21 protein-coding genes are annotated in these 26860 nt (G+C 47.2%); 19 read left to right on the forward strand and 2 right to left on the reverse strand.

What is annotated here, in order from left to right; all coding sequences use genetic code 11:
• Nucleotides 1–115: 115 nt before the first annotated feature.
• On the reverse strand, nt 116–5281 hold the full coding sequence (locus CSHOW_RS04635; RefSeq protein WP_002947964.1) for an alpha-2-macroglobulin family protein: 5166 nt from the start codon (nt 5279–5281) through the stop codon (nt 116–118).
• Entirely contained in the window at nt 5281–7449 is a 2169-nt protein-coding gene (pbpC, locus tag CSHOW_RS04640) for a penicillin-binding protein 1C (protein ID WP_039895156.1), read from the reverse strand. The genes CSHOW_RS04635 and pbpC overlap by 1 nt, the downstream gene beginning before the upstream one ends.
• Before the next feature lie 101 nt (nt 7450–7550).
• Here pbpC and fumC point away from each other — a divergent pair, with 101 nt between their 5' ends.
• From fumC to CSHOW_RS04735, 19 genes are all read left to right on the forward strand, one after another.
• Nucleotides 7551–8978, forward strand: a complete 1428-nt coding sequence (fumC, locus tag CSHOW_RS04645; RefSeq protein ID WP_002947961.1) for a class II fumarate hydratase — start codon at nt 7551–7553, stop codon at nt 8976–8978.
• A 146-nt stretch (nt 8979–9124) separates the two neighbouring features.
• Nucleotides 9125–9511, forward strand: a complete 387-nt coding sequence (locus tag CSHOW_RS04650; RefSeq protein ID WP_100066927.1) for a hypothetical protein — start codon at nt 9125–9127, stop codon at nt 9509–9511.
• Between the two features lie 293 nt (nt 9512–9804).
• Entirely contained in the window at nt 9805–10953 is a 1149-nt protein-coding gene (locus CSHOW_RS04655) for a hydrogenase small subunit (protein ID WP_002947953.1), read from the forward strand.
• A gap of 2 nt (nt 10954–10955) precedes the next feature.
• On the forward strand, nt 10956–12674 hold the full coding sequence (locus tag CSHOW_RS04660) for a nickel-dependent hydrogenase large subunit (protein ID WP_002947952.1): 1719 nt from the start codon (nt 10956–10958) through the stop codon (nt 12672–12674).
• An 11-nt stretch (nt 12675–12685) separates the two neighbouring features.
• Nucleotides 12686–13369, forward strand: a complete 684-nt coding sequence (gene cybH / locus CSHOW_RS04665; protein WP_002947950.1) for a Ni/Fe-hydrogenase, b-type cytochrome subunit — start codon at nt 12686–12688, stop codon at nt 13367–13369.
• Nucleotides 13369–14043, forward strand: coding sequence for a HyaD/HybD family hydrogenase maturation endopeptidase (locus tag CSHOW_RS04670; protein WP_002947948.1), 675 nt, complete (start codon nt 13369–13371; stop codon nt 14041–14043). Before cybH ends, CSHOW_RS04670 begins: the two co-directional genes overlap by 1 nt.
• Nucleotides 14040–15581 (forward strand): hypothetical protein, encoded by a 1542-nt coding sequence (locus CSHOW_RS04675; protein ID WP_002947947.1) that lies wholly within the window; start codon nt 14040–14042, stop codon nt 15579–15581. Before CSHOW_RS04670 ends, CSHOW_RS04675 begins: the two co-directional genes overlap by 4 nt.
• Nucleotides 15565–17790: a carbamoyltransferase HypF gene (hypF, locus tag CSHOW_RS04680; RefSeq protein WP_002947946.1), complete on the forward strand. Its 2226-nt coding sequence runs from the start codon at nt 15565–15567 to the stop codon at nt 17788–17790. The genes CSHOW_RS04675 and hypF overlap by 17 nt, the downstream gene beginning before the upstream one ends.
• Before the next feature lie 51 nt (nt 17791–17841).
• On the forward strand, nt 17842–18255 hold the full coding sequence (gene nikR / locus CSHOW_RS04685) for a nickel-responsive transcriptional regulator NikR (protein WP_002947945.1): 414 nt from the start codon (nt 17842–17844) through the stop codon (nt 18253–18255).
• Between the two features lie 131 nt (nt 18256–18386).
• Nucleotides 18387–19571 carry a Na+/H+ antiporter NhaA gene (gene nhaA / locus CSHOW_RS04690; RefSeq protein WP_002947944.1) on the forward strand — a complete coding sequence of 395 codons (1185 nt, stop codon included), beginning with the start codon at nt 18387–18389 and terminating at the stop codon, nt 19569–19571.
• Nucleotides 19572–19575: 4 nt separating this feature from the next.
• Entirely contained in the window at nt 19576–20859 is a 1284-nt protein-coding gene (locus tag CSHOW_RS04695; protein WP_002947943.1) for a DUF2157 domain-containing protein, read from the forward strand.
• The gene (locus tag CSHOW_RS04700; protein ID WP_002947942.1) at nt 20856–21383 is read left to right on the forward strand and encodes a GDYXXLXY domain-containing protein; all 528 of its coding nucleotides are present in this window, start codon (nt 20856–20858) and stop codon (nt 21381–21383) included. The genes CSHOW_RS04695 and CSHOW_RS04700 overlap by 4 nt, the downstream gene beginning before the upstream one ends.
• A 241-nt stretch (nt 21384–21624) precedes the next feature.
• Complete coding sequence (hypB, locus tag CSHOW_RS04705; protein WP_002947938.1) at nt 21625–22431, forward strand: hydrogenase nickel incorporation protein HypB; 807 nt, start codon at nt 21625–21627, stop codon at nt 22429–22431.
• Nucleotides 22431–22745 (forward strand): HypC/HybG/HupF family hydrogenase formation chaperone, encoded by a 315-nt coding sequence (locus CSHOW_RS04710; RefSeq protein ID WP_002947936.1) that lies wholly within the window; start codon nt 22431–22433, stop codon nt 22743–22745. Before hypB ends, CSHOW_RS04710 begins: the two co-directional genes overlap by 1 nt.
• Nucleotides 22742–23839: a hydrogenase formation protein HypD gene (gene hypD, locus CSHOW_RS04715; RefSeq protein ID WP_002947933.1), complete on the forward strand. Its 1098-nt coding sequence runs from the start codon at nt 22742–22744 to the stop codon at nt 23837–23839. Before CSHOW_RS04710 ends, hypD begins: the two co-directional genes overlap by 4 nt.
• 12 nt (nt 23840–23851) lie before the next feature.
• On the forward strand, nt 23852–24901 hold the full coding sequence (hypE, locus tag CSHOW_RS04720) for a hydrogenase expression/formation protein HypE (protein WP_002947931.1): 1050 nt from the start codon (nt 23852–23854) through the stop codon (nt 24899–24901).
• 145 nt (nt 24902–25046) lie between these two features.
• Complete coding sequence (gene hypA / locus CSHOW_RS04725; RefSeq protein WP_002947927.1) at nt 25047–25388, forward strand: hydrogenase maturation nickel metallochaperone HypA; 342 nt, start codon at nt 25047–25049, stop codon at nt 25386–25388.
• Nucleotides 25389–25568: 180 nt separating this feature from the next.
• Nucleotides 25569–25826 carry a hypothetical protein gene (locus CSHOW_RS04730; protein ID WP_002947921.1) on the forward strand — a complete coding sequence of 86 codons (258 nt, stop codon included), beginning with the start codon at nt 25569–25571 and terminating at the stop codon, nt 25824–25826.
• A 74-nt stretch (nt 25827–25900) separates the two neighbouring features.
• Nucleotides 25901–26440: a hypothetical protein gene (locus CSHOW_RS04735; RefSeq protein ID WP_002947920.1), complete on the forward strand. Its 540-nt coding sequence runs from the start codon at nt 25901–25903 to the stop codon at nt 26438–26440.
• Nucleotides 26441–26860: the final 420 nt, after the last annotated feature.

The following is a 26860-nucleotide window of genomic DNA, read 5'->3' on the forward strand; positions in this document are numbered from 1 at the left end:
TGTTTAAAAAATGTCGGATTTTACTACAAATTTGCTAATAGTATGTTTAAAATTAGGTTGTTTTTAAGAATAGGCAAAGAAAGCGAAGCGGCTAAAAAACCGCTTCGCAAAAGGATTATTTGACGATAAATTCGTGCTGAGCTAGATCGTAGTCGCTCATGCTCTCGTCGTACATGTTTTCCGTGATGACCGCAGGCAGCATGCATTTACCGCTCATGACGACGCGAAGAGGCGTATAAAGCACGTGAGCATCCTTGCTAGCGTCCAAGCTATAAAAGCTCAAAACTCTGTCGTCCTCGATATTTTGATGCTCGAGTGTTAAAGAGTTTTTCGTAGCTTCCGTTCTAACGTTAGGTACGATGTTTTCGTTTACCACCTCAAGGCAAGGGCTGATCGTTTCGTTTATCACGCCGTTTCTGATAAACTCATTCGTTTTTAGCGATAGCTTAGAGTAGATGATATCGTTTACCTTAAGCGCGTTGATATCGATCTCTTTGCCGTCTTTGCCGACGAAGGTTCTATAGATATCAAGCCCCTTCTTGTCAAATTTGTGATTTACGTCTAGCTTTTTATAGCCTGACGCGCTAACGCCTAGATACACGGCTGCGCCGTTTTCAGGTACGATAGTAATCTCAGGCTTTTTAGGAGCGATGTTGATAGCTCCGCGGCCGTCGAAATTTAGATCGTGTCCGTCGGCGATAAGCTTAAATTTGTTCTCGCTTGAGACGTCTTTAATATAGGCTCTTAGCGCTCTTAGCGTAAATGCGCGCTCCTGCGTCGAATGTAGCTTATCGACGCGAGCGATCAGGTAGTCGGCTAGCTCGTCGCTAAATGCGTTTTTCTCAAAGTGATTAGCGTGTAAAAGCAGCATAAAGGCCTTGTTTCTGATCTCTGAACCGAAGTTATCTGCTAGCTCTTTTTCGCGGTTATAGGTCGATTTATTTAGCTCTTTTAGTACTTTTTCGCTTTCTTTATTTAGTCCCTCGTTTTTGAGGATCGCAGCCATCAAGTAGCCCTCAAGGGCGCTGCCTTGGTATCTCTTTTGATCGTATAGAGCATTTAGCTTTGATCTATCGAGTTTCTTTTGCGTGCTTAGGACGTAGGCTGCGTAAAGAGCTTGGAAGTTGTCGTTGCTACCAAACGCCCTTAACCAGTCGATCGCTTTATTTTTTACGTGGCTATCAAGCGCAAAGCCTGATTTTTCAAGCGCAAACAGCATATCGATAGAGTAGATAGAAGCAAAGTTGTTCGTGTAGCCTAGCTGATTCCAGTAGCCGATGCTGCCGTCTGTTTTTTGCATATTGACGACGTCTTGTATGCCCGCTTCGACGAATCTTCTTCTATCGGCTTCTTTTGCTTTAGCTTCTTTAGAATCATCTCCGCCAAGCACTAGGAAATTTAGCTCAAAAAGCTTACTTGAGCGCTGTTCGGCGCATCCGTAAGGGTAGTTTACGAGCTTGTCGCTATTTGCGCTTAGTACGCCTTTTATAGAGCTTGAGGCGTCGATCCTGATGCGTTTAAACTCGCTGTCAAGCTTAAATGTTTTCTCTACGGTAGCCTGGAAATTTTTAGCGTAGGTGCTAAGCGGATAGGCGTGGATGACGTCAAGCTTTTGCGAGTATGTATAGCCGTTTTTGCCGTCGTTTGCGGTGAAATTTATATATGATTTGCCCGTAGCGTTAGCATCGATGACGAAATTTAATTTCGCATTTTCGTTAGGTTTTAGCTCGATGCTATCGACTGCTAGCTGTGCGTTTAGGTTCGTATCTATGCTTAGAGCAACGGTTTTTGGCTCTTTAGTCGTGTTTATCACTCTTAGCGTGTAGTTTACCTGATCGCCTTGGATCAAATACGCCGTTTGCGTCGGTTTTAGGATGATATCGTCTTTTACCTTGACTGCGTTTACGCTAAAGCCGAGCTTATCGCCGATGACGCTAAGTACGGCCAAATTTATCTCGGAGTTAAAGTCGCTAGGTACCTCTACGTCAAAGTTCGCTACGCCGTCCGCACCCGCTTTTGCGGTTTGCATTTTGATGTAGGTTTTGACGTTTTTCTTATCGACCGGGCTAGCAAATTTAGCCATTCTCATCTCCATGAGAGCAGCTGCCGCGTCGCCGCCGAAGCTTAGTACTTTACCGTCTTTTTTAAATCCGCTCAAATTTGCATAGATGTCGTAGTCAAGCACGCCGTCGTTTAAAATTTTGTCAAAAAAGTCAAGCGGACTCTTTAGCTTTTGATTTGTTACTTGTAACACGCCTTCATCAACCGCAAATAGCGTAACCTCCGCATTTGGCTCGGTTTTTACGGTAGTTTTAAATTTGGAGTTTGACTTGACGACTTTCGGCGCTTCGATGCTGACATTTGTCGCTCGGTATGATTTATCCGCTTTTGCATAGACTTTATCGTAGGTTCTAAACGGCAAGACGTCGTTATCTGCCACGCGCATAATGGATGCGGTTATATAAAGTCCCTCAAAATCGAAGTCAAGGTCAAATTTGGCGTTTGCGACGTTGTTTTCTATATTTACGACTTTATACTTTTTGACGTTTTCTGACTCGACCGTGATGATGCCGATACCGCTTTTTAGCACAGAGCTAACGTCTACGTTTAGCGAGTCGCCTTTTTTATAGACTTTTTGGTTCAGCTTGATTTTGGCTTTAGCTAGCTCTTTTGTCGGTTGCAACGTGCCGCCGTAGTCCCAGCCGCTAACATATATATCTAAATTTGCCGAGTGGCCGCTTAGGATATCGGAAACCACGACTATGAAGTCGCCGCTTTGATTGAAATCATAAACGAATTCGTTACCGCTAAGAGTATCGCTAAAGACCTTTTCGTAGCGTTTGTTCCATTTTAGATAGCCTTCTTTGTCGTAGTTGTATTCCCAGATCGCTTTTTTGATCTCGACGGCTTTTTGTCTATCTTTTAACTCCTCGTCTTTAAGCGGATCGACACTGACAAAATTTAGCGTTAGTTTGGAGTTTGAGTCGATGTAGGTGTCGTTTGCTCTGACGCCGACCATCACGTCAAAAGGATATACGCTAAAGTCGTTGCTAGCACTTACGTTTTTGCCGTCATCGTTAATGGTAAATACCGCGGTGCCTTTTAAAATGCTTGCGATTTTGCCTTTATTTTGTAGCTTAAACGCAGTCGCGCCTTTACCTTCGTTGTCTAGAGTGACTGGTTTAGTAAACTGATCTAGGCCGTTTGCAGCGTATTCGCCGTTGCTAAATTTATACTCTTTAAATTTATCGTTTTTGTAATCTTGTTGATATAAATTTAACGCCACATCGCCTTCGAGATTAGCCGCCGCTCCGCCAAAAAGGTAGTTGCTTTGCAGTTTTACGTCTATTAGATCGTCTAGAGCGTAAATTTGCTTATCTAGCTTAACTTCGTTTTTGATGCGTTGCGGAGTGAATGACTCGACTGAAAAGTCGTAGCTATCGATGATTTTATTTGCAAAGATCACTTCAAATTTAAACGTTCCGGTTAGTCCTGAGTTTACCGGCTCGTCGAAATTTATCACGCCAAGCTCGGTGGTGTTTACGCCTTTATTTAGGATCACTTTGTTTTGCGGATCTCTGATTTTTAGCTTAACGGGCATGTTTGAGAGGCTCTTAAACAGCGCGTTTTTGATGATGATCTCGCCTTTTATGTTTTCCTGCGGACGTATGATGTTACTAGCAAAATGCAAATACGCGCTATACGTTTCGCTTCTATCTTTGGCGTCTAAATTTGACTCCTCGTTTAGGCGTTTGTTCTGCGATAGGGCGATGAAGCTTTGCTCTTTACCTAGCGTTAAAACTGCGCTTGAGACGTCCTTGCCGATGTCTTTTTTATTAAATTTAAATACGCCTTCGTCGTTTGTGATGCCGCTTGCGATGAGATTGTTTTTAGTGGAGTAAATTTTGACGTCCGCGTTTGCGACCACTTCGTTTTTACTCAAGCGGTTGGCAAATAAAAACACCTCGTCTTTTGAAACCTTCATGCTTAGGCCGATATCGGTTAGATAGACCGCTTTTTGTACGCTTTTGTCTTTGTCGTAGTAGACCGTGACTAGATAAACTCCATCTCCGCCCTCGGCAAAGTCAAGCTTGATCTTACTTTTTTGCATTTCGTTTTGAGCGCCACCGATCTCGTAGTTTTTGCTAGCTACTTCCTCGGCGTAGTTATCCAAAGGAGTCTCGGTAAAATTTAAAAAGTATCTTAAATTTTGCTCTTTTAGCTTTTCGACGACGACTTTAGCGGTGTTTGTGTTCACGCTTTTTATGCCGATCTCGCCCATGTTAGACATATACGTGCCGCTATCTGTAAACTCCAAAAACGGCTTTAGATCGCCAAAAGCGACGTTAAAGGTGGAGTTTTCTCGTAGCATCGAGTAGTCGTCGCCAAAGCCCTTGTAGAAGGTGACTTTGTAGGTTGTCTGCGGTTTGAAGTCTTTACTAGTAATGTCGATATAGTAGTAGTAATACTCGCCGTCGGCGTTTTGGTGGCTAGTATACTCCATTTCGCCAACTTCAAAGCTATTTACGCCATCGACCTTGATAAATTTTTTAATATTATCAGAATCTATCCAATCTTTAAGATAGAGTCTAGCCGCTAGTTTGCCGTTATCTAGGCTGATGCCTTCGACTTCGTTTAAAAACATAGTCTTGGCTTTTGGCTTATCGACGAAATTTTCATCTGGATTTGAGACTTTTTGCACGACCTCAAAACTATCGGCTAAATTTATACCCGAAGTATTTTTGAGGTTTTTAGAAACCGAAAATACTAAATTGTCGCCGCTTTCAAGTAACTTTATCTGAAAACTTTTAGGCGTTTTGGCTACGATTTTATATTTGATGTTTTGCTTGGCCAAATTTTGCTTGTCGTAAATTTTAAAATTCGCGGCAAACTCATCCTCGCTAACATTATCGTTAAATACCGCTAAAAAGGTATCTCCGGAGTACTCTATCATGTTTGATAGCACGAAATCTCCGCCGTAAAATTTAACCTTACTCTCGCCTTTTTTGCACGAGTAGCTTACGCCTTTTGCAAGAGGCTTTTTAGGGCAAAAGAAAATCGAGTCTGATCCATACTCAAAGGCTCCCGTTATCTCGGGCGAACACTCGATTATCTTTTTGTGCGTGACCTTGCCGATGAGAGACTGTTCGTTTTGGGCGTATTTTACGCCAATGCTTACCGAGCCATCGTCTAATGCTCTGCTTGAGCCGTCAAGCGTAAAGGCGCCTAAATTTGCTACCAAGATGCAGCTTAGGCTTAAGCCGACCAGCTTTAAACGCATTAAAACCTCCTTATTTCTATATTGATTTCATTTAGATTTGAATTTTCGTCCAGACACCCGAGCTTATGTTTGCCTTGTGTTAAATTTAAGGTATTTTCGCTCGCGTTGTTTACTTTTTCCCACTCGTTTTCGTCGATCTTGAGATATATCTCATCGCCGATATAAGCGTAGCATTTTAGCATAACTTTAGTTAAATTTTCATCGCTTAGCAGAATTTGATTATTTGACGGCGTTGCAACGAGAGGTTTATAGCTTTTAAATTTATAGTAACAAGGACTCTCTTTGATATCTTCTTGAGTAATCGCGCCGTTTTTTAGTAAAAATCCTACCTCATCGCCTCTGATACTCTCGCAGATATCTTTTAGTGCAACGCCCTCTATTTGCCAGTCATCCTCTTCATCTCTACACTCTTTAAATTTAAACGCATCAAGGCATGTTTTTTTGCTCTCAATGCCGCCTGGCGCGCTCATGAAAGACAGTTTTTGCTTTTGAGCTAGCAGTTTAAAGACGTCAAAAACCGTGCGAGACGCGTCGCTAAATCCGCTTAAATTTTGCGTCTTTTTGCCGTTAAAGTTGCCAAACCACACCGCAACCGTGTAGTCGTTATTTACGCCGATCGTATAGATATCGCGCGAGCCGTAGCTGGTGCCGGTTTTAAAGGCGATTTGAGGCGTGTCTTTTGCGTATTGCCACGCGACGCCCAGATAGCTTCTTGACGCGCTTGAGAGCATTTTTGAGGTTAGATACGCGCTTTGCGGGCTGATTAGCCGTCCGTAGCCTAGTATCGTCTTGCCCGCGACTTCAAGTGGTTTTAGCTCGCCGCCGTTTGCGTAGATCGTGTAGAGGTGGGCTAAGCTTAGCAGGCTCATCTCCGCACTTCCAAGCGCGATACTGTCGGCGTAAAATTCCTTTGAATAACTCACTAAATGCACGTGAGAAAGCAGCTCGTAAAGAGAGTTTTCGCCCAGTTTGTTGTTTAGGCTAACGGCCGGGATATTTAGGCTAAGTGCCAGCGCCTCGGTCGCTGAGATGATACCAAAAAACCTGCTGTCGTAGTTTTTAGGCGCGTACTCTCCGAGGAAAATTTCTGTATCTATCATCTGGCTTTTTGGCGTGATGAAACCCTCGTCAAGTCCTAGCGAAAATATAAACGGCTTTAGCGTCGAGCCCACATTTCTGCTCATCGTTACGCCGTCGTTTTGCCCCTGCGGAGCGTACCAGTCGTGCGAGCCCACGTAGGCCGCTACGCTCATATTTTTGTTGTCGATTATTATTCCAGCGGCGTTATAGGCGTCTTTTGATTTTAGCGAGGTAGCCGTATTTTTTAGCGCGTTTTCGAGTAAAATTTGCAAATTTAGATCCAAATTTGAGTGCGTAATGCCGTTTTTTAGAGCCTGTGCGGCGTAGTGCCTGGCCTTATAAACGGCGTCGTAGCGTTTGTTTTTAAAAGGCTCCCTTTGCGCCCTTTGAAAAGCGCTTTGATCTATCACGCCTGCTTTATAAAGCAGTTTTGCGACGCGGTTTTTTAGCGCGTTGATGTTTGATTTTTTATCTAGGCGGTTGGCGTTTGGATTTTTTGGGATCGTGCTTAAAAGCGCGCACTCGGCGATACTAAGCTCGCTTAAATCTTTACCGAAATAAAACCTCGCCGCAGCCGCCGCACCCTCGATATTTCCGCCGTAGGGAGCGAGATTAAAGTAAAAATTTAAAATCTCGTCCTTGCTATAGTGCCACTCAAGCTGAAGCGCGGTAAAGATCTCTTTAAATTTGTTCGCGTAGGTGCGCTCCTCTCGCTTCATCATGCGCGCGACTTGCATAGTGATCGTGGATGCGCCGATGCGGTTAGAGTGCGTGAGATTATGCGCGGCAGCGCGGATCATAGCAAATGGATTTACACCGATGTGGTAGTAAAAAAATTTATCCTCAAACAAAAGAACGCTATCTTTTAGCGTCTGCGGGATGTTTTTAGCCTCAAATCTCCAAATTTCGTCGCTGCTAGGCCGAAGGGCGACGATCTGGCCGTTTTTGTCAAAAAGTATGAACGAATTTTCCCGCTTTAGCGCTTTGACGTCGAGCGGGTAGGCGAAGTCAAGCACCAAAAAAGCTACAAAGCAGAGCAGGGCGACTGCGGCGAAGTATTTGATAAATTTAGCTAAAACTCTTTTCATTTTGCGATTATATCGAATTTGCGCGTAAAATCTCGAAAGATTAAATTTATGATAATTGATATATAATTTCAAATACTAATTTAAGTAAAGGAGATAAAGACATGGAGTATAGAGTAGAAAAAGACACGATGGGCGAGGTAAAGGTACCAAATGATAAATATTGGGGTGCGCAGACACAGCGCAGCCATGAAAATTTCGAGATCGGAGTAGGGCTAGAGACGATGCCAAAAGAGGTCATAGAGGGCTTTGCCTATCTAAAAAAGGCGTGCGCTCTGGTAAATCGCAAGCTAGGCCGCCTAGACGAGCCTCGCACGGAGGCGATCGCGCAGGCGTGCGATGAAATTTTAAACGGCAAGCTGGATGGGAACTTCCCTTTAGTCGTGTGGCAGACGGGCTCGGGCACGCAGTCAAATATGAATTTAAACGAGGTCGTTTCAAACCGCGCGATGGAGATTTTGGGGCTAAATTTCCGCGATAAGGCGGCGCTGGACGCTAAAGACGCAAAATTCGTGCATCCAAACGATCACGTAAATAAAGGCCAGAGCTCAAACGACACCTATCCTACGGCGATGCGAATAGCTTTTGTGCTAGAGCTTCAAAAAAAACTACTGCCCGCGATAGAAAAGCTTGAAGCGACGCTGGATAAAAAGACCGCCGAGTTTGCAAAGATCGTAAAGATCGGCCGCACTCACCTGCAAGACGCCACGCCGCTCACGCTAGGACAGGAATTTAGCGGCTACGCGCATATGCTAAAGGCGAGCAAGGCGCAGATCCTAGCTACCGTGCCGTTTTTGCAGGAGCTTGCTATCGGCGGCACAGCGGTGGGCACCGGGCTAAACTCGCACCCGAAATTTAGCGAGATGGTAAGCGACGAGCTAAACGCGCTAACGGGCACGGCGTTTAAATTTAAATCCCATCCGAATAAATTTCACGGCCTAACCAGCCACGACGCCGAGGTGTTTTTAAGCGGCGCGTTAAACGGTCTGGCGGCAAATTTGATGAAGATCGCAAACGACGTGCGCTGGCTAGCAAGCGGGCCTAGGTGCGGTATCGGCGAGATAAACATCCCCGAAAACGAGCCGGGAAGCTCGATAATGCCGGGCAAGGTAAATCCGACGCAGTGCGAAGCCGTCACGATGGTAGCGGCGCAGGTGATGGGCAACCACGTCGCGATTTCCGTCGCTGCAAGCCAGGGAAACTTCGAGCTAAACGTCTTTAAGCCGGTGCTTACCTACAACCTCATCCAAAGCATCCGCCTGCTAAGCGACGCGATGAACAGCTTTGAAAAACACTGCGCTTGCGGCATCAGCGCAAACGCCGCGAAAATCGACAAGCTACTGCACGAGAGCCTAATGCTAGTAACCGCGCTAAATCCGCACATCGGCTACGCAAATGCCGCCAAGATCGCCAAAACCGCGCATCATAACGGCACTACGCTGCGCGAGGAAGCGATAAAATCGGGCATACTAACCGCCGAGGAATTTGACGCGTGGGTGGTGCCTGAGGATATGATCGCGCCGAAGGAATAAATTGACGCTTTACTTTTGGGCTCGGCGAAATTTGGGCGTTTTTGCCGAGCCTAAGTAAAATCCGTAAATTTGAGAGTGAAATTTACGGTTGCGTCTTAAAATTTACTCAAATTTGCCGATATACTTTTAAATTTAAAGGCGCGGCGATGGATGTAAAATTAAACATAAATTTAAACTCAAATTTGATGAGCGTCGGCAAAAGCTCTGCAGCGACTAGCGCGGTAAATTTAAACGCGGGCGCGCTAAATTTAAAAAGCGGCGATAGGGGCGATATCTTGCGCGGCGCGTCAAATTTGCCTAGCGGCGCAAACGAGGCAGAAAGCAGCGCAGATATCTTAAAAAAACAGCTAGAAAAACTACAAAAACGGCTAAAAGAGCTTGAAGCCGCGATAAAGCGAATAAAAGCGAGCAAAAATCCATACGCAAAGGATATGGCGGCCTCGCTCGAGACGCAAAAGGGGGCTGTTTTTGCGCAGATAATGCAAATAAGCGCGCGAATTTTAGAGATGCAAGGCAGCCAGAGTAAAATTTGACGCCATAAATTTGCAAATTTAAGAAATAGGACGATTTTGATTTTAAAATATCAAAATGTAAAAACGATTTATTAAATCTATTTTTATACTTTAATTATTTTTAGGACTTTTCTCGCAAAAATGACACTAAAATAATAATATACTTAATCATAAAAACTAATACTTTTACTAAATATAGAATTTTAATTTTTAGTTGTAATATTTCAATATTTAAAGCTATTTGATAATGATTAAAGACAAATTTACTCTGTTATCAAAAATGTCAAAATGCAAATTTCACCAAAGGAGAGAGCATGAAAGATGACGTCCTAGTTAGGATAAACGAGAGGCTTAACGTGCTTGCCACGCTTCCGACTTTTAAAAACGGTTCAATCGGCGAAGCTTTAAAGAAAAGCGGATTTAGCAGGCGAGATTTTATGAAGTGGGCCGGCGCGATGACGGCGTTTATGGCGCTGCCTGCATCTATGGCGCCGACCGTAGCTAGAGCCGCCGAGCTTAGCGACAGGCTGCCCGTGATATGGCTACATATGGCCGAGTGCACCGGATGTAGCGAGAGTTTGCTTCGCACCGATGCGCCGAGTATAGATAGCTTGATTTTTGATTACATCAGCCTCGAGTATCATGAAACCGTGATGGCTGCGGCAGGCTGGCAGGCTGAGGAAAACCTAGAAAGTGCGATCGAAAAATACAAAGACAGATACATCCTGCTAGTCGAGGGCGGCATACCTACGGGCGATACGGAAAACTATCTAACGGTCGGTCCTTTGGGTCTTAGCGGCCTTCATCACGCAAAGCACGCGAGCGAAAACGCCGCGGCGATATTTGCTATCGGCACCTGTTCGAGCTTTGGCGGTATACAAGCGGCAAAGCCAAATCCGTCAAATTCCGTAGGCCTATCAAAAGTAACCTCAAAACCCGTTATAAACGTCCCGGGATGTCCTCCTAGCGAGAAAAATATCGTGGGCAACGTCCTCCACTACATACTTTTCGGTACTTTGCCCGCACTTGACGTATTTAACCGTCCAAAATGGGCTTACGGACTTAGGATTCACGATCTTTGCGAGCGAAGAGGGCATTTTGACGCGGGCGAGTTCGTGCAGACCTTTGGCGACGAGGGCGCAAAAAACGGCTACTGCCTCTATAAAGTCGGCTGCAAAGGCCCATATACGTTTAATAACTGCTCTCGCGAGAGATTTAATCAGCATACTAGCTGGCCTGTGCAAGCAGGCCACGGCTGCATAGGTTGCTCGGAGCCTGATTTTTGGGATACGATGGGGCCTTTTGAGGAGCCGATGGCAGATAGGTTGTTTAACACGGTTTTGGGTCTAGGCGCCGATAACGTCAGCGATAAAATCGGCATCGGAGTGCTGGCGCTCGCAGGCATCGGTATAGCAGCGCACGCCGCGATAAGCATTTTTGCTAAAGACAAGGAGGAGGCGTAAAAATGAGCGAGCAAAGAATAGTAATAGACCCGATAACCAGGATAGAAGGCCACCTGCGCATAGAGGTCGTCGTAGATGAAAATAACGTAGTTAAAGAGGCCTACTCGGGCTCGACGCTCTGGCGCGGCATAGAGCAGGTCGTAAAGGGGCGCGATCCGAGGGATGCGGGATTTTTCATGCAGAGGATTTGCGGCGTTTGTACGTTTTCGCACTACCGCGCGGGCATCATGGCCGTCGAGAATGCGTTAGGTATCACGCCTCCGCTAAACGCGCAGCTAACGCGCACGCTGATGAATAACGCCCTTTATATGCACGATCACGTGGTGCATTTTTATCAGCTTCACGGCCTTGACTGGGCGGACGTGGTTTCGGCTCTAAGCGCGGACGTACGCAAGGCTAGCGACGAAGCGTTTAAATACTGCGATACGCCGTATGCGACCGGCGCAGATAAACTAAAGGAGGTAAAAGAGCGCGTCGAAACCTTCGTAAAAAAAGGAAATTTAGGGCCTTTTGCCAACGCCTACTGGGGACATCCGACCTATAAATTTACGCCTGAGCAAAATTTGATCGTGCTTTCGCACTATTTAGAGTGTCTAAGGATACAAAGGACGGTAGCGCAGATGATGGCGATATTTGGCTCCAAAAACCCGCATCCCCAAAGCCTAACTGTGGGCGGCGTGACCTGCGTCATGGACTTGCTAGATCCTGCAAGACTGGGCGAATATCTAACCAAATTTCAAGAAACGGCCGATTTTATTAACAGGGCGTATTATCCAGATCTCGTCATGGCCGCTAAAGCCTACGGCAGCGAGCCAAGCGTACTAAAGGACGTTGGCGTGTCAAATTTGTTCGCTTATGATGAGTTTTTAGTCGGTAGAAACGAGTATCTAATCCAAGGCGGAGTTATCCTAAACGGCGATATCAGCAAGGTTTACGAAGTAGACGGCGATAAGATCACCGAGGAAGCCACTCGCGCATGGTATAAAAACCCGGCCCCGCTGCATCCGTACGACGGACAGACCGAGCCAAACTATACAGGCCTAAAAGATATGAAAACCCTAGACGGTCACGGCAAGGAGGTAGATACTAAGGTATTTGACGAAAAAGGCAAATACAGCTGGATCAAAGCTCCTCGCTATGAGGGCAAACCGATGCAGGTGGGGCCTCTTGCCAGCATCGCGATAAACTACGCCAAAGGCAACGAGCGCGTGGTAAAGATCGTAGATAAATTCTTAAAAGACTCTGGACTTCCGCTTGAGGCGGTATTTTCTACGCTGGGTAGAACCGCAACCAGGATGCTAGAGGCCAAACTGGTAGCCGATCACGGACTAACGGCCTTTAATAGTTTAGTAGAAAATCTAAAAACCGATCAAGAAACCTGCGCAAAGTACGTCATAGATAACGGCAAAGAGTATAAGGGAAATTTCCAAGGCAATGCCCCTCGCGGAGCGCTAAGCCACTGGTGCCGCATAAAAGACGGCGTGATAACCAACTGGCAAGCAGTCGTGCCAAGCACATGGAATGCCTCGCCAAAAGACGCCGCAAACGTACGCGGAAGCTACGAGGAGTGCCTCATCGGGCTAAAGATCGCCGATCTAACCAAGCCGCTTGAGATCATACGTAAGATCCACTCCTACGATCCTTGTATCGCATGCGCCGTACACGTGATGGATGCGCGCGGCACGCAGCTGGGCGAATACAAAATCAACCCGAATTTGTGAAAGGAGCGGCTATGAGCGAGCATAAATTTGACCGCAAAAGCGAGTATGAATTTTCCATCGGGCTTAGAGCGACGCACTGGATCAGGTTTTTTGCCATCACATTTTTAGTCGTGAGCGGATACTATATATCGTATGTTTTTGTTAGTCCCGAGGTCACGACCCAGCCCGTGCTGTTTATGAACGCCAAGTGGCGCGCAGCTCATCAGATCGCGGGATTTGTCCTGATAGCGTGCTTTATTTTCAAACTCTACCTATTTATATTTGATAAATACAGCCGTAAAGAGGTCGTGAGTATCGTTGATTTTTTTAATCCCAAAGTCTGGATAGCGCAGATAAAATACTATCTGTTTTTGGGCCCGCACCCGCATCTAAAGGGCGTTTATAACCCGCTTCAGTTTGCGTCGTATTTTTTCTTTTATCTAGTGCTGTTTTTGATCTGCCTAACGGGCCTCGTGCTCTATGTACACGTCTATCACGAGGGGCTTGGCGGGCTGCTTTACGAGCCGATGAGACAGTGCGAGGAGCTCATGGGAGGGCTAGCAAACGTCCGCACGATACACCGCATCTGCATGTGGATCATCATGGTTTTTGTCGTGGCGCACGTGTATATGGCGGTATTTAACGCCGTAAAAGGCAAAAACGGAGCTATGGACGCCATCGTAAGCGGCTACAAATACGTAAAAGACGAGCACTGATGCGCGTTTTGGTGCTAGGTATCGGCAACGTGATGTTTGGCGACGAGGGCGTGGGGGTGCATTTTGTAAAAATGATGGAGCGAAACTACAAATTTAGCCCTAAAAACGGGGCTAAATTTGACTCCGTTTTAAATTTGGACGATAAATTTGACTCGACAAATTTGGATGGCGCGAACTCAAATTTAAGCGGCGATCTCGCTCGTAGCGACGGCTCCAAATTTAACGCAGACGGCGCAAATTTGGAGCTAAGATTTATCGACGGCGGCACGCTAGCTATGGCGCTCACGCCCGTTATTGCTTGGGCGGATGTTTTGATAGTCGCCGACTGTATCAGCGCCGAGGGCAGCGAGACGGGGGATGTGTATTTTTTTGGTTACGAGCAGATGCCGCCCACAATTTCCTGGAACGGCTCCGCGCACGAGGTTGAGATGCTAGAGACCTTGCGGCTCATGGAGCTTGCGGGCGATTTGCCGCGGACGAAAATTTTAGGTATCGTACCAAAGCGCATCGAGCCTATGAGCTTTGAGCTCTCCGCGCAGGCGCAAGAGGGGGCAAATTTGATGGAAAAGACGCTTTTAAACGAGCTTTCGCGTCTTGGATTTAGCTACGAAAAGATCGCAAATTTTAGCGTCTGCGATATCGCTTTAGAGTTTTCAAAAAAGGGCGCGATATGATTTTAGCTTACGAGTTTGACGGCGCGAGCGAAAATTTCGCGTTTTTTCTTAAATTTTACGCGCAAAAAAGCGGTTTAAAATTTAGCATTAAAAAGGAGCGAGATTCAAGGGCGCTTTACGCCCAGGGCTCGCAAGATGAGCTTTTGGTATTTTCTGATTTGCTCTCTAGCGCGCTGCCTCACAGCGTCTTTTTACGCGGCTCAAAGGTTTACGCGAGCGAAAATTTACCCCAAGGCGAATCAAACGAGCCTGAGAATACTCTTTCAAACATCACGCCGCGCGTCGTTAGCGCCTATCTAAAAGGCGAGCTAAAAGAGTGCGAAAACGGCGTTTTTAGTGACGTTTACGTTTTTATAGACGGTAAATTTACTCCCGTGACGAAAGCGAATTTTAACGAGCTTTTGGAGTTTGCTTTTAAAAATTTAAGCGCGGGCGAAAGCGTTAAATTTAAAGATATTAGCGGCGAATTTGAAGCGTCAAATTTTACCGAACTAAACGAAAATTTTAATCTTTTAATGCCGACAAACCTTAAAAATTTACCTAAAATTTTTATCGCAAACGAAGCCGAGCAGGTTGCCTTAGCAAGCTACGAAAAGCCCGCCGTTACGCTAAAAACGACGGCGATTTACCGCGGCAATCACCCAAGCTCTCCTAGGTTTTTTGATGTCTGCGCGGCTAGAGACATTTTTATCTATGCGCTTTGCGACAAGCTTTTTAAAGCGGGCGTAAATTTTATCGCGTTAAAAGCGCAAAAGCCGCCATTTAAGGCTACCGTGCTTGAAAACGGATACATTTTTAGCGGCTCTAGGATTTATTATTCGCGCGCAAATTTAAGCGAGATAGAGGGCGCCGCTGATAAAAATCTAGCCGCTTTTAATCTCGCAAAAAAAGAATTTGACGAAGAGGGCGGGGTAGCTAGGATATTTTTAAGCAGGTTTAAAGACGATGAAGTTAAAATTTACCCCAAATTTGATGATTTTAACGTCTTAAATTTCGCCTTGCCCGCGAGCTTTGACGAGCTTTACGCGCAGATAAAGCGCGAGGAGAGCGGCAAGAGTTTGCTTCAAAATTACGGCGAAAGCTTTAGCCTGCCGCGCGGCGAACTAAACGTACAAAACGGCTTTTTCGGGCTATTTTGCATGGTCGGAGCGCTGCTTGGATTTGATAGCGATGCGCAAAAAGCAGGCGAAATTTTACTTCAAAACGCGAGCGATTTTAACGGCGCAAAAGGGCCTAGGCTCGATTTTAAAATGCTAAATAAAACGCATTTTGACGTCGTTAAATTTGCTAGAAGCGGCATGAGCTTTAGGCTAGCTGGCGTCGATGCGAGGCTGCTTAGCTACGGATACGCCGAGTCGCTAGCGTATTTTTTGAGCGATTTTTCAGACGCGCTAAAGCAGGATTTTAGCGTGCAAAACGCGCTGCTTTGCGGTTCGCTTTTTGAGAACAAAACGCTTGCAAATTTGACGTTAAAGCATCTAAAAACAGGCTTAAATGCCAAATTTAGCAAAGAGTTTTTGATTGAAGAGATGTTTTAAATATGAAATTTCAGGCTTAGTCCAAGGCGTCGGCTTTCGCCCTTTTGTTTATAATCTAGCCCTTAAATTCGGCCTTACGGGCGAAATTTATAACGACGACGAGGGCGTGAAACTAACGCTTTGCGGGCGAGACGAGCAGATAGAAAAATTTGAAAAAGCGCTGCATGAGGAGCTACCCAGCCTTGCTCGCATCGACGAGATAAGAAAAACCGAGCTAGCGGGCGCGAAATTTGACGAGTTTAAGATAGTCGCCTCAAAATCGGCCAAAAAGCACGCGCCTATCTTGCCCGATTTTGCCCTTTGCGCAGACTGCGAGCGCGAGTTTTATGACCCCGCAGACCCGAGGTATCATTATCCTTTTATCAACTGCACCAACTGCGGCCCGAGGTTTTCGATTATCGAGTCGCTGCCTTACGACCGCGCAAACACGACGATGAACGCGTTTAAGATATGCGAATTTTGCGGCGGCGAATACAAAAATCCGCTAAATCGCCGCTATCATGCCCAGCCCGTCTCATGCCCAAACTGCGGGCCTAGGCTTGCTTTAAAAGATAAACTCGGGCGGGTTTTAGCACGGGATAACGAAAGCGCAAAGCAGGCCGCACGTCTCATAAATGAGGGTAAAATTTTAGCCGTCAAAGGGCTTGGCGGATTTCATCTGATGTGCCGTTTAAAGGAGGATACGGTAGGGCTGCTAAGAGAGCGCAAAAAGCGGCCTAAAAAGCCCTTTGCCGTGATGTGTAAAGACCTCGCGCGCGCTAAAAAATACGCTCAAATTTCGCCCGAGGAGCAGCAGCTTTTAAGCTCAAATTTAAAACCGATCGTCGTTTTGCAAAGCTTGCCTAGCGCGCGGGTTCCCTCAAATTTAGCACCCGGCCTAAATAAAATCGGCATATTTTTGCCATACACGGGCGTACATCTTTTGCTTTTTGAGTACCTAGAGGGCGACGTTATCGCTACCTCGGCCAATGTCTCTGGCGAGCCCATCATATATGGTGAAAAAGACCTGCGAGAAAAGCTCGGCGGCGCGATAGATTTTTACCTAGATAACGACCGCGAGATACACTCGCCAAGCGACGATAGTATCGCGTTTGTAGCGGGCGGCGAGACTATCTTTATCCGCACGAGCCGCGGCGTGCATCCCAAATTTATCCGCACTAAATTTAAGAGCGAAAAGACCGTTTTAGCCGTCGGAGCGGAGCTAAAAAACCAGTTTGCGATCTTTAAGGACGGTGAGCTGATGATAAGCCCGTATATCGGCGATCTAAAAAACGTCGCAACCTATGAGCGGTTTTGCGCGCTAATCCAGCTTTTTAGCGAGATTTACGAGTTAAAATTTGACGAGATAGCGGCTGATTTGCACCCGCATTTTTTAAATTTGAAATGGGCGCGCGAATATGCTGCGAATTTGGGCTCAAAAATCACGCAGATCCAGCATCATCACGCGCATTTGCTATCGGTGATTTTAGAAAACGATTTAGACGCAAATCGCGAGTATCTGGGCTTTTGCTTTGACGGTACGGGATACGGCCCGGACGGGAGCGTCTGGGGCGGAGAGATCATGAAAGTGCGCGGCAAAGAGTATGAGCGGGTTTGCAAATTTGACGAAATTTTGCTGATCGGCGGCGAAGCTAGCGTGAAAAATATCTGGCAGATTGCTTATGCCGCGATTTTAAAATATGATTTAGAGAGCGAGGCGGAGGCGTTTTTGGCTAAATTTGAGCCCGCTAAGCTAAAAAATCTAAAAATCCTGCACGAAAAGCAAATAAACTGCGTTAAAACTAGCTCGCTTGGACGCATATTTGACGCGTTTGCGGCGGTAATCCTCGGGCTTGATAGCATCAGCTACGAGGGCGAGGCGGGAATGAGCCTAGAGGCGCTTTACGACGCAAATTTAGACGTCTGCTACGAATTTGAAATCAGTAGTGACAAAATTTGCTTTAAAGAGGCCTTTAAAAGAGCTCTCAAAGACGATGCAAAAACGGCTGCGACGGGCTTTATAAAAGGGCTAGTAAAGCTCGTAGCAGACGTGGCTTGCGCACAGCATAACGACGTCTTGCTAGCTGGCGGAGTTTTTCAAAATAAGGCCCTGCTTGAAAATGTAATTTTAATTCTTAAGCAAAAAGGTAAGAAGTATTACATAAATAAGAACTTTTCCTCAAACGACTCCTCGGTAGCTATCGGTCAGATCGCGCTTACATTAATTTAAATTAAAGTTTTCTGATGTATAATAACTAATAATTTCTTTAAGGAGGCGATAGTGGAAAACATCATAAGATTTAGTGTCTCGTTGCCAAAGCAGTTATTAGACGAACTCGACAACAAAATAGGCGCTCAGGGCTATGCTTCGAGAAGCGAGTTTACTCGCGATCTGATTAGGGAAAAAATAGTAAATGACAGCTGGAAAGACGCGGACGAGGATCTCATCGGCGTTTTGACGCTCATTTATTTGCACCACCAAAACGACCTCGTCGTAAAAATGATGGACATCGAGCATCAGGCAAATTTGCACATCGCCTGCACGACTCACGTCCATATAGATCACGACAACTGCCTGGAGACTCTGATACTGCGCGGTAAAGCGGGAGCTATCGAGAAATTTTCCGAAAAAATGGGCGGACTAAAAGGGGTTAAATTTGCAAAACTAACCAAGGCTGCCGTCCCGCGCTCGTAACGTTTAAAATGCGGGCAAGCTTGATAAGCCATATCAAATTTGCCCGCAAAAGCCTCTCTTTTATCACGCATTTATCTCTTTAACGCTAAAATTATCCAAATTTATCACTATTTTTATTTCAAGGTTAAAATTTGAAACATATCTCTTTTAAAAATTTCGTCCAAAACGAGGCTAGTTCGGGCATCTTGCTCATCCTTGCCGCGATTTTTGCGATGATATTTCAAAACGGCTTTTTGAGCGAATTTTACAACTCCTTTTTACGCATAAATATGGGCGTGGTTTTTGGCGAATTTAGCCTGCAAAAGCCGCTTATTTTGTGGGTAAATGACGGGCTCATGGCGGTTTTTTTCTTTCTTTTGGGGCTTGAGCTAAAGCGCGAGATAGTCGAGGGCGAGATGCGAAATCCCGCTCAGATCGTGCTGCCTATCGTGGGTGCGGCCGGCGGTATCGTCATGCCCGCGCTCGTTTTTTACGCGTTTAACCACGCCGATGCTTTTGCGCTAAAAGGCTGGGCGATCCCGACTGCGACGGACACGGCGTTTGCATTGGGACTTATAATGATACTTGGCAAAAGAGTGCCGGCGAGTCTTAAAATTTTTCTCGTGACGCTCTCTATCATCGACGACGTTTGCGCGATTTTAATAATGGCGATATTTTACAGCGGACATCTCTCAGCAGTATCGTTTATAGTTGCCGGAGCGGCTACTTTGGGGCTTTTAGCCTTAAATTTAGCTGGCGTAAATAAAAAAGCCTGCTACGTGATTTTGGGCATTATCCTTTGGGTGAGCGTGCTAAAATCAGGCGTGCATGCGACGCTAGCTGGCGTCGTGGCGGCATTTTTCATACCGCTTAAGGCAAAGGAGGGCGAGGGCTCGATGCTAAAGCAGATCGAGCATGACTTGCACGGTTACGTCGCCTTTTTCGTGTTACCGGTGTTTGCCTTCGTAAACGCTGGCATCTCGCTAAAAGGCATAGGGGTGGAGCAGATTTTTCACCCCGTATCGCTGGGCGTCATATTGGGGCTGTTTGCAGGCAAGCAGCTTGGGGCGTTTGGATTTTGCTTTCTTGCGATCAAATTTAAGCTCGCAAAGCTACCCAAATACTGCAATCTGGCTCAGTTTTACGGCCTTTGCTTGCTTACCGGCATTGGCTTTACGATGAGTCTTTTTATAAATTCGCTCTCCTATCACGACACGTACGAGTTCGCGTACGCCGATAAGCTCGCGGTACTAATCGCATCGGTGATCTCGGGCGCTACGGGCTATACGGTGCTCTACCGGGCTGGACGACATAGGATAATGAAATGCGTGGAGTAGAAAAATGATGATATTTCATAAAAATTTTCTCGCTGACGAGCTTGCTAAGTGGCGAGAAGACGGGCTGATAAGCGACGAGGTGGCGCGCAAGATAGCAGCTAGATACGATATAGATTTATCGGGCGCAAACGAGCGACGAAGCTTTATTTTAAAGCTCATTGCGTATCTGTTTTTGGCGCTTTCGCTATTTACGCTTGTGGGCGCAAACTGGGAGGAGCTGCCGCGCGCCGTGAGGCTAATCATCGTGCTTGGCATACTCGCGGCGGTAAATTTTAGCGGAGTTTGGGCGCAGAAAAACGGCAAAGAGACGCAGGCTACGACGCTGTTTTTTCTGGGTAATTTCTGCTACGGCGCGGCGATCGTTTTAGTCGCGCAAATTTACCACCTAGGCGAGCATATGCCTGACGGAGTGCTGCTGTGGGCGGTCGGAGCTTTGGCGCTAGCGCTTGCGACGCGCAAGTCCATCATCGCATTGCAAGCTCTTGTTTTGGGGCTTATTTGGTTTTTGATGGAGTTTGAGTTTAGCGGTGTTTCGCACGGATTTTTGCTGTTTATCATAACTTCGGCTGCGGTGCTTTGGCGCGATGATTCGCGTCTACTTACGGGCGCGCTTTTTGCGAGCGTGTTTGCTTATATCGTCTCTTTCGTGCTTTACGAGCGGTATTTCCTAGCTGATTTGCGCGTGGACGACGCGTTTTACGCCGTTCATTTTTTTGCGCTTAGCTACTGCTTGCTCGCCGTTTGCGCCTCGTTTTTGCTTGAGAGGGCGGGTAAATTTGAACTCGCGTTTTACCTTAAAAACATCGGTATCGTCTGCGGCGCTGGCATCTTGTGTTTTGATATGTCGCTTTACGAGGATTTGCATTTCTCGCGTCCGTGGTCTTACGGCGCCCAGAACTACGAGTATGTTTTAAACGGCGTTACGTTTTTAAAAAGCGTGTTTGGAGCGCTGTTTGTGGCTTTTTGCGGGGCCTCTTTGGGGCTTGCGTTTTACTTTAAAAAATACGCCGCCGCAATAGTCGGAGCGCTTTTGGTCGCGCTGCCTTTTATCTTAGACGCGCTTGCGGGCTACGAGGAGGGCGTGTTTTCGCTCATCGGCGTTTGCGTCGCGGTCTCTCTTATCAAGCAAAATAACATGAAATTCGGCATTACGCTCATTTTTTGGGTGGCGTTCGTGCGATATGTGGATCTGGTTGGCGATTACGTCAGTGCTAGCGCGCTGTTTTTGGTATTTGCGCTCGTGGTGCTCGGGGTATCTAGGATCTCTAAAAAAAGGAGCGCGAAATGAAACTAAAGCTGATTTTTGCCGCCGCGGTATTTCAAATTTTAGCCGTGATCGCGATGCTTGCGTATGCGTACGCGCCGATATATTTTGGCAAAGAGATCTTGCTGCAAACCACGCTTTACGATCCGCGCGATATGTTTCGCGGCGACTACGTGCGCCTTAGTTACGGCTTTACAGGCATTTACGAGCTGGATAAAAGAGACTCGAATTTAAGCAAAAGGCAGCAGCTGCACGGCGCTAAAATTTACGCCGTTTTAAAGCAGGACAAAGACGGCAGGTATAAATTTGACAGATATAGCTTCGAGCGGCCTAACGGCGGGACGTTTTTAGCGGGCAGGGTTGATTATAATACCGCAAATTTCGGCATCGAGGCCTTTTTCATGCCTCCCAAAAGCGCAAAGCAGATGGAGCGAGATATGATGGAGTTTAACGCCACGGCCGTCATCAGCGTGATGGATAACGGCAAAGCTCGAATCAAGGATATCGTGCTAGAAAAACCAAACGCGGCAGAATCTAACAAGCGTTAAATTTATGGGCGGCCGGAGGGCTAAATTTGACTAGACTTACCCGAACTCAAATTTAGCCCGAGCCGTCAAATTTAACTAGGCTCAAATTTGAGTCAAATTTACCCCCCCCCTCGCCGCTACCGCAAAAATCTCAAAATATAAATAAAACGCAACGAAATAATATCCGCAAGGTATGAAACTAAAGCAATTTTTTAACATCTAAGAGTATAATAACCCCAAAAAATCGCTAAGGAGAAACAATATGTGTAAAGATTGCGGATGCTCGCTGGGCGGGCACGATCATGCCCACACTCATGCAGACGGCACGACACACTCGCACGCTCACGATCACGGCGCCCAGCATGGACACGGCGCGGCTCACGAGCATAGTCACGGCCACGCGCACCCGGCGCTAAACGAGAGTAAAACCGTCGAAGTGATAACGAAAATTTTATCCCAAAACGACGAAGAGGCCGCGCACAACCGCGCGCATTTGGACGAGTGCGGGATTTTATGCGTAAATCTCATGAGCAGCCCCGGTAGCGGCAAGACAACGCTACTAGAAGCTACGATAAAAAGCGGTAAATTTAAAATCGGCGTCGTCGAGGGCGATCTAGAAACCAACCAAGATGCCGACCGCATAATAAAAGCAGGCGGCAAGGCCCACCAAATCACGACCGGACAGGCATGTCACCTGGATGCCTTTATGGTGCACGAGGGGCTTCATCATCTGCCGCTAGAGGGCCTTGATATAGTTTTCGTTGAAAACGTCGGCAACCTCGTTTGCCCGGCTAGCTACGACGTGGGCTCGCACTTTAACGTCGTGCTGCTCTCGGTACCTGAAGGCGACGACAAGGTAGCAAAATACCCCGTGATGTTTCGCGCCGCCGATCTCATTGTGATAACCAAAACTTCGCTGTTGCCGCATTTTGAATTTGACGTGAAAAAAGTCGTCAAAGAGGCTCGCAAACTAAATCCGAAGGTCGACGTCATCGAGCTTGACGCAAAAACGGGCGAAGGCATGGAGAAGTGGTTAAATTTCTTAAAATTTAAAAAAGAGCTTAGATAATGTGCCTCTCAATACCGTCAAAAGTGGTCGCGATCGACGAAGATAACGTCGCTACCGTCGAGACGCTAGGCGTGAGTCGCCGCGTGAGCCTCGATCTCATCGCCGAGCCCGTAGCCGTTGGCGAATACGTACTCATCCACGTCGGCTACGCGATGGAAAAAATCGATACGAAATTTGCGCTAGAGAGTATCGAAATCTACCGCCAAATCGCTAAAGATATGGAGAGCGGCCAGATCTGTGCGGACGAAGGCGACGCCGGGCTAGGCGCTATGCAAGCGGCGACAAACGATCCAAACGCAAAGGAAAAAGCGTGAATCTAATCAATGATTTTCGCGATAAAGAGCTTATTTTAGCGCTTTCAAAACTTATTAAAAAAGAGAGCGTAAAACCGCTAAATATCATGGAAATTTGCGGCGGACACACGCACTCGATCATGAAATTTGGCCTGCCGCAGCTAGTCGGCGAGCATATAAATTTCGTCCACGGCCCGGGCTGTCCCGTCTGCGTGATGCCAAGGAGCCGCATAGACGAGGCGATCAAGCTAGCCCAGATGCCAGGCGTAATTCTCTGCACTCTAGCCGATATGATGAGAGTCCCAGGCTCAAACACCAGCCTGCAAAAGCTGCGAGGCGAGGGTTGCGACATCAGGGCGTTATATAGCCCGCTAGACTGTATCAAGATCGCGCGCGAAAATCCCGAAAAGAGCGTGATATTTTTCGCAATCGGGTTTGAGACGACGACGCCTATGAGCGCGAATTTGGTCCAAAAAACGCTAGAACTCGGGCTAAAAAATCTCTTTTTCCATATAAATCACGTTACGGTCCCCGCACCTGTGCGAGCGATCCTAAACGACGAGGACGTCAAGATCGACGCATTTTTGGGCCCTAGCCACGTGAGCGTGATCACGGGATATGGCATCTACGAGAGCATCGCGGCCGAGTATAAAAAACCTATCGCGGTTAGCGGATTTGAGCCGCTTGATCTGATGGACGGCATCCTAAACCTCGTTCGCCAGCAAAACGCAGGCACGCACGAGGTCTATAACGAATACGCTAGAGTCGTCACGCGCGAGGGCAATCAAAAAGCAAAGGCGCTCATAGAGGAGTTTTTTGAGCCGTGCGACTTCTCATGGCGCGGTCTTGGCGTGATCGCGCAAAGCGGTATGAAGCTGCGCTCCGAGTACGCCGAGCTTGACGCGAGGGTCAAATTTGACTGCAATGTGCAAAGCAAAGGCGAGAGCAAGGCCTGTATCTGTCCTGAAATTTTACGCGGGCGAGCAAAGCCTTTTGACTGCAAAATTTTCGCCAAAGCCTGCACGCCAAAAACTCCCGTGGGTTCGTGCATGGTCTCTAGCGAGGGCGCGTGCGCGGCATATTACAAATACGGCGACGTAAAAAGCGCGGGCTAAGAGGAGGCAAATTTGAGCAAGATAATGCTAAGCCACGGCGGCGGCGGCGAGGAGATGAACTCGCTCATAAACGAGACGATTTTTAGGATATTCGATAATGAAATTTTGCGCGAGAGCAACGACAGCGCGATACTAAATTTCAGCGATTTTCACGCGGACAAAAATGCTGGCGACTCGGCAAATTTGACGCCTAAATTTAACGGCAAGCTAGCCTTTAGCACCGATAGTTTCGTTGTTACGCCGATATTTTTTAACGGCGGGGATATCGGCAAGATCGCCGCATGCGGCACGATAAACGACCTAGCTATGGTGGGTGCTGAGGCAAAGTACCTAAGCTGCGCGCTCATCGTTGAGGAGGGGCTGGAAATAGCCGAGCTAGAGCGCGTGCTAGGCTCACTAGCCGCGGTCGCTCGCGAAAACGGCGTGCGGATCGTCTGCGGCGATACGAAGGTCGTGCCGCGCGGTAAATGCGATAAAATTTTTATCAACACGAGCGGTATCGGCGAGATCGTCTGCGAGGGCGTGGAGCTAAAAAGCCTGCGCGCCGGCGCCAAAATCCTGATCTCTGGCGACGTGGGTAGACACGGCGCAGTAGTACTGGCCAGCCGCGAGGAGCTGGATCTGCAAAGCGAGCTAAAAAGCGACTGCAAGGCGCTAGTAGGCGTGGTAAAGGCGCTGATAGAAGGCGGCGTAAAGCCCATGTGTATGCGCGACGCGACGCGCGGCGGACTCTCGGCGGTGCTAAACGAATGGGCGAAATTTAGCGGCCTAGACATCCTCGTTCGCGAGGAGGATATCAAGGTTAGCGACGAAGTGACGGGCGTTTGCGAGCTGTTTGGCTTTGAGCCCTACGAGCTAGCAAATGAGGGGACCTTCGTGCTAGCCGTCGATGAAAAAGACGAGGCGCGTGCGCTTGAGATTTTACGCAAATTTGACGCTAACGCGGCTTTGATCGGTGAGATTTTAGGTACTACAAACGGCCGCGTCATCCTGCAAAACACATACGGCTCGAAGCGCTTTTTAGAAGCGCCAAAGGGCGAGCTGTTGCCTAGAATATGCTAGGAGCGGCGATGGCTAGATCAAATTTAAATGCGCAATATTTTTGGGCTTGTACGGCACGAGAGCGGGCTCGCAAAATTTATCAAATTTACGCCCTAGGCACGTCCGTGCAAATAAAACCCGCTCCGTCCGCAAGCAAGGAAATCCGATGCACGAACTAAGCATAGTCCAAAGCCTAGTCGCGCTCTGCGAGAAAAACGCCGCTGCAAACGGCGCAAAAGAGGTCGTGCGCCTTGAGGTGCGTATCGGGCGGCTAAGCGGCGTCGAGCCTCACTATCTAGAAAGCGCGTTTGAGGTTTATAAAACGGGCACGATCTGCGAAAATGCCGAACTTGCTATCGCGGTGCAAAACGTCGCCGTGGAGTGTAAAAGCTGCGGTTTTAGCGGCGAGCTAAGCGAAAACGACTTCACCTGCCCAGCCTGCGGTTCACAGGAGCTAGAGGTCACGGGCGGCGAGGATATGCACCTCATGCGCCTTGAGATGCGGTGATTTTGCTGCAAATTTTAGCTCAAATTTGATGTTTAAATCGGTGTTTAAATTTGAACCGATTTTTAAAATTTACTTCCAAAAACGCGGCAAATTTTACGCATTTTCTACCTTTAAAAACACGGCAAAATAATTTTAAAAAGAAGTCAAAAGCCCAAATTTTCATTTGGAACCATAGAGCAAATGCTGTTAAAATGCGTAGCCCAGGGCGGCGAGCCCGAGTTTGGTTTTCATCTGCTCGGTGCAGAATATATGATCATCGCCTATGCGGATCGCTGCTCGTTTCAAAGGTGCTCGGACGAGCCCGGCGCAAACGCGAGCGGCGAGCGGTATTTCGCCACGCTGCGAGAACTCTACGCCGCGCCTCAGATAGACGGGCAGTCGCTCAAAGAGCTTTGGAGCGAGGCGGATGATTTTTACTGCTTTGATTTTGAGTCGTGAGACCGCGAGATTTTATGCGGCGGCGCGGGTAAATGCGCGGATAAATTTAGCTAAATAAATTTGAAAGGAAATAAATGGGTTCTGCTTGGAATTACAGTGCGAAAGAGTGCAGCGCGGACGGTAAATTTAGCGCGGAATTTGAAGGTCATGAGATAGCTATGGGTGCGCCGAGTCTGGGCGAGCTACGGCTTTACGCGAGCGCTGAGCTTTTGCGAGGCGGCGTAAATTTGCAAAGCGGATTTAACGGCGACGCAAACGCCGAGGCACAAGGTTTAAATTTGAAGCGCGAAGAAAGCGAGAGCGAAAATGTAAAATTTAGCCAAAGCGGCGAGAGTGAGCAAATTTTGCTTAGCGAGCAGGCTACGGCGTGCTTTATGTTTTCGGACGATTCGCGGTTTTTGGCATTTGCCGAGTGGACGGCTGATAAAATGCAGCTTGCAAAGGTGCTGCGACTAGCGGACATGAGCCTAAAAACCGTTGACAGACTCCAAAGAGTTGCGGAGTTTTTGTCTTTTAGGGACGGTTTGCTGGAGATTTTGGACTCGCCGATTTTTATGCCCGAAAGCTTTTGGGTGGACGTTCGCGAGCTTTTTGACGATGAGATCAAAAGCTAAATTTGATGCCGTAAAACGCCCGAGCCGCTAGCAATAAAATTTAAAACGCAAGCAAATTTAATAAAAATCGTAGTCCTGGCAAGATGGCGCCAAACGCCAAAACCCGCCGTGAATTTACAAGAAATGTGCAAAATCTACGGTCGGCGCGCTAATTTTTAGTGCCGTTTTTGCCCTGAGAGAGTTTAGCGCGTCTGCGTACTAGATCTACGCCGTGTTATCTTGCTAGCTTTGGCGCCGTTTTTATCAAATTTGACTCGGAGGCGATTTTGGCTTTGCGGCACCAAATATCGCAGCGATATTTGGCGTTTTGCTCGCGGCTTTAACGGCCTATAAAGATTACGAATTTATGAAAATTCGCAGCGAGCCTAGTATATTTTAATGGCGAAATTTTTGCTATGCGGTCATTAACGCTGTGATTTT

It is taken from the genome of Campylobacter showae (genome assembly GCF_004803815.1).
GTDB classification, from domain to species: Bacteria; Campylobacterota; Campylobacteria; order Campylobacterales; family Campylobacteraceae; genus Campylobacter_A; species Campylobacter_A showae.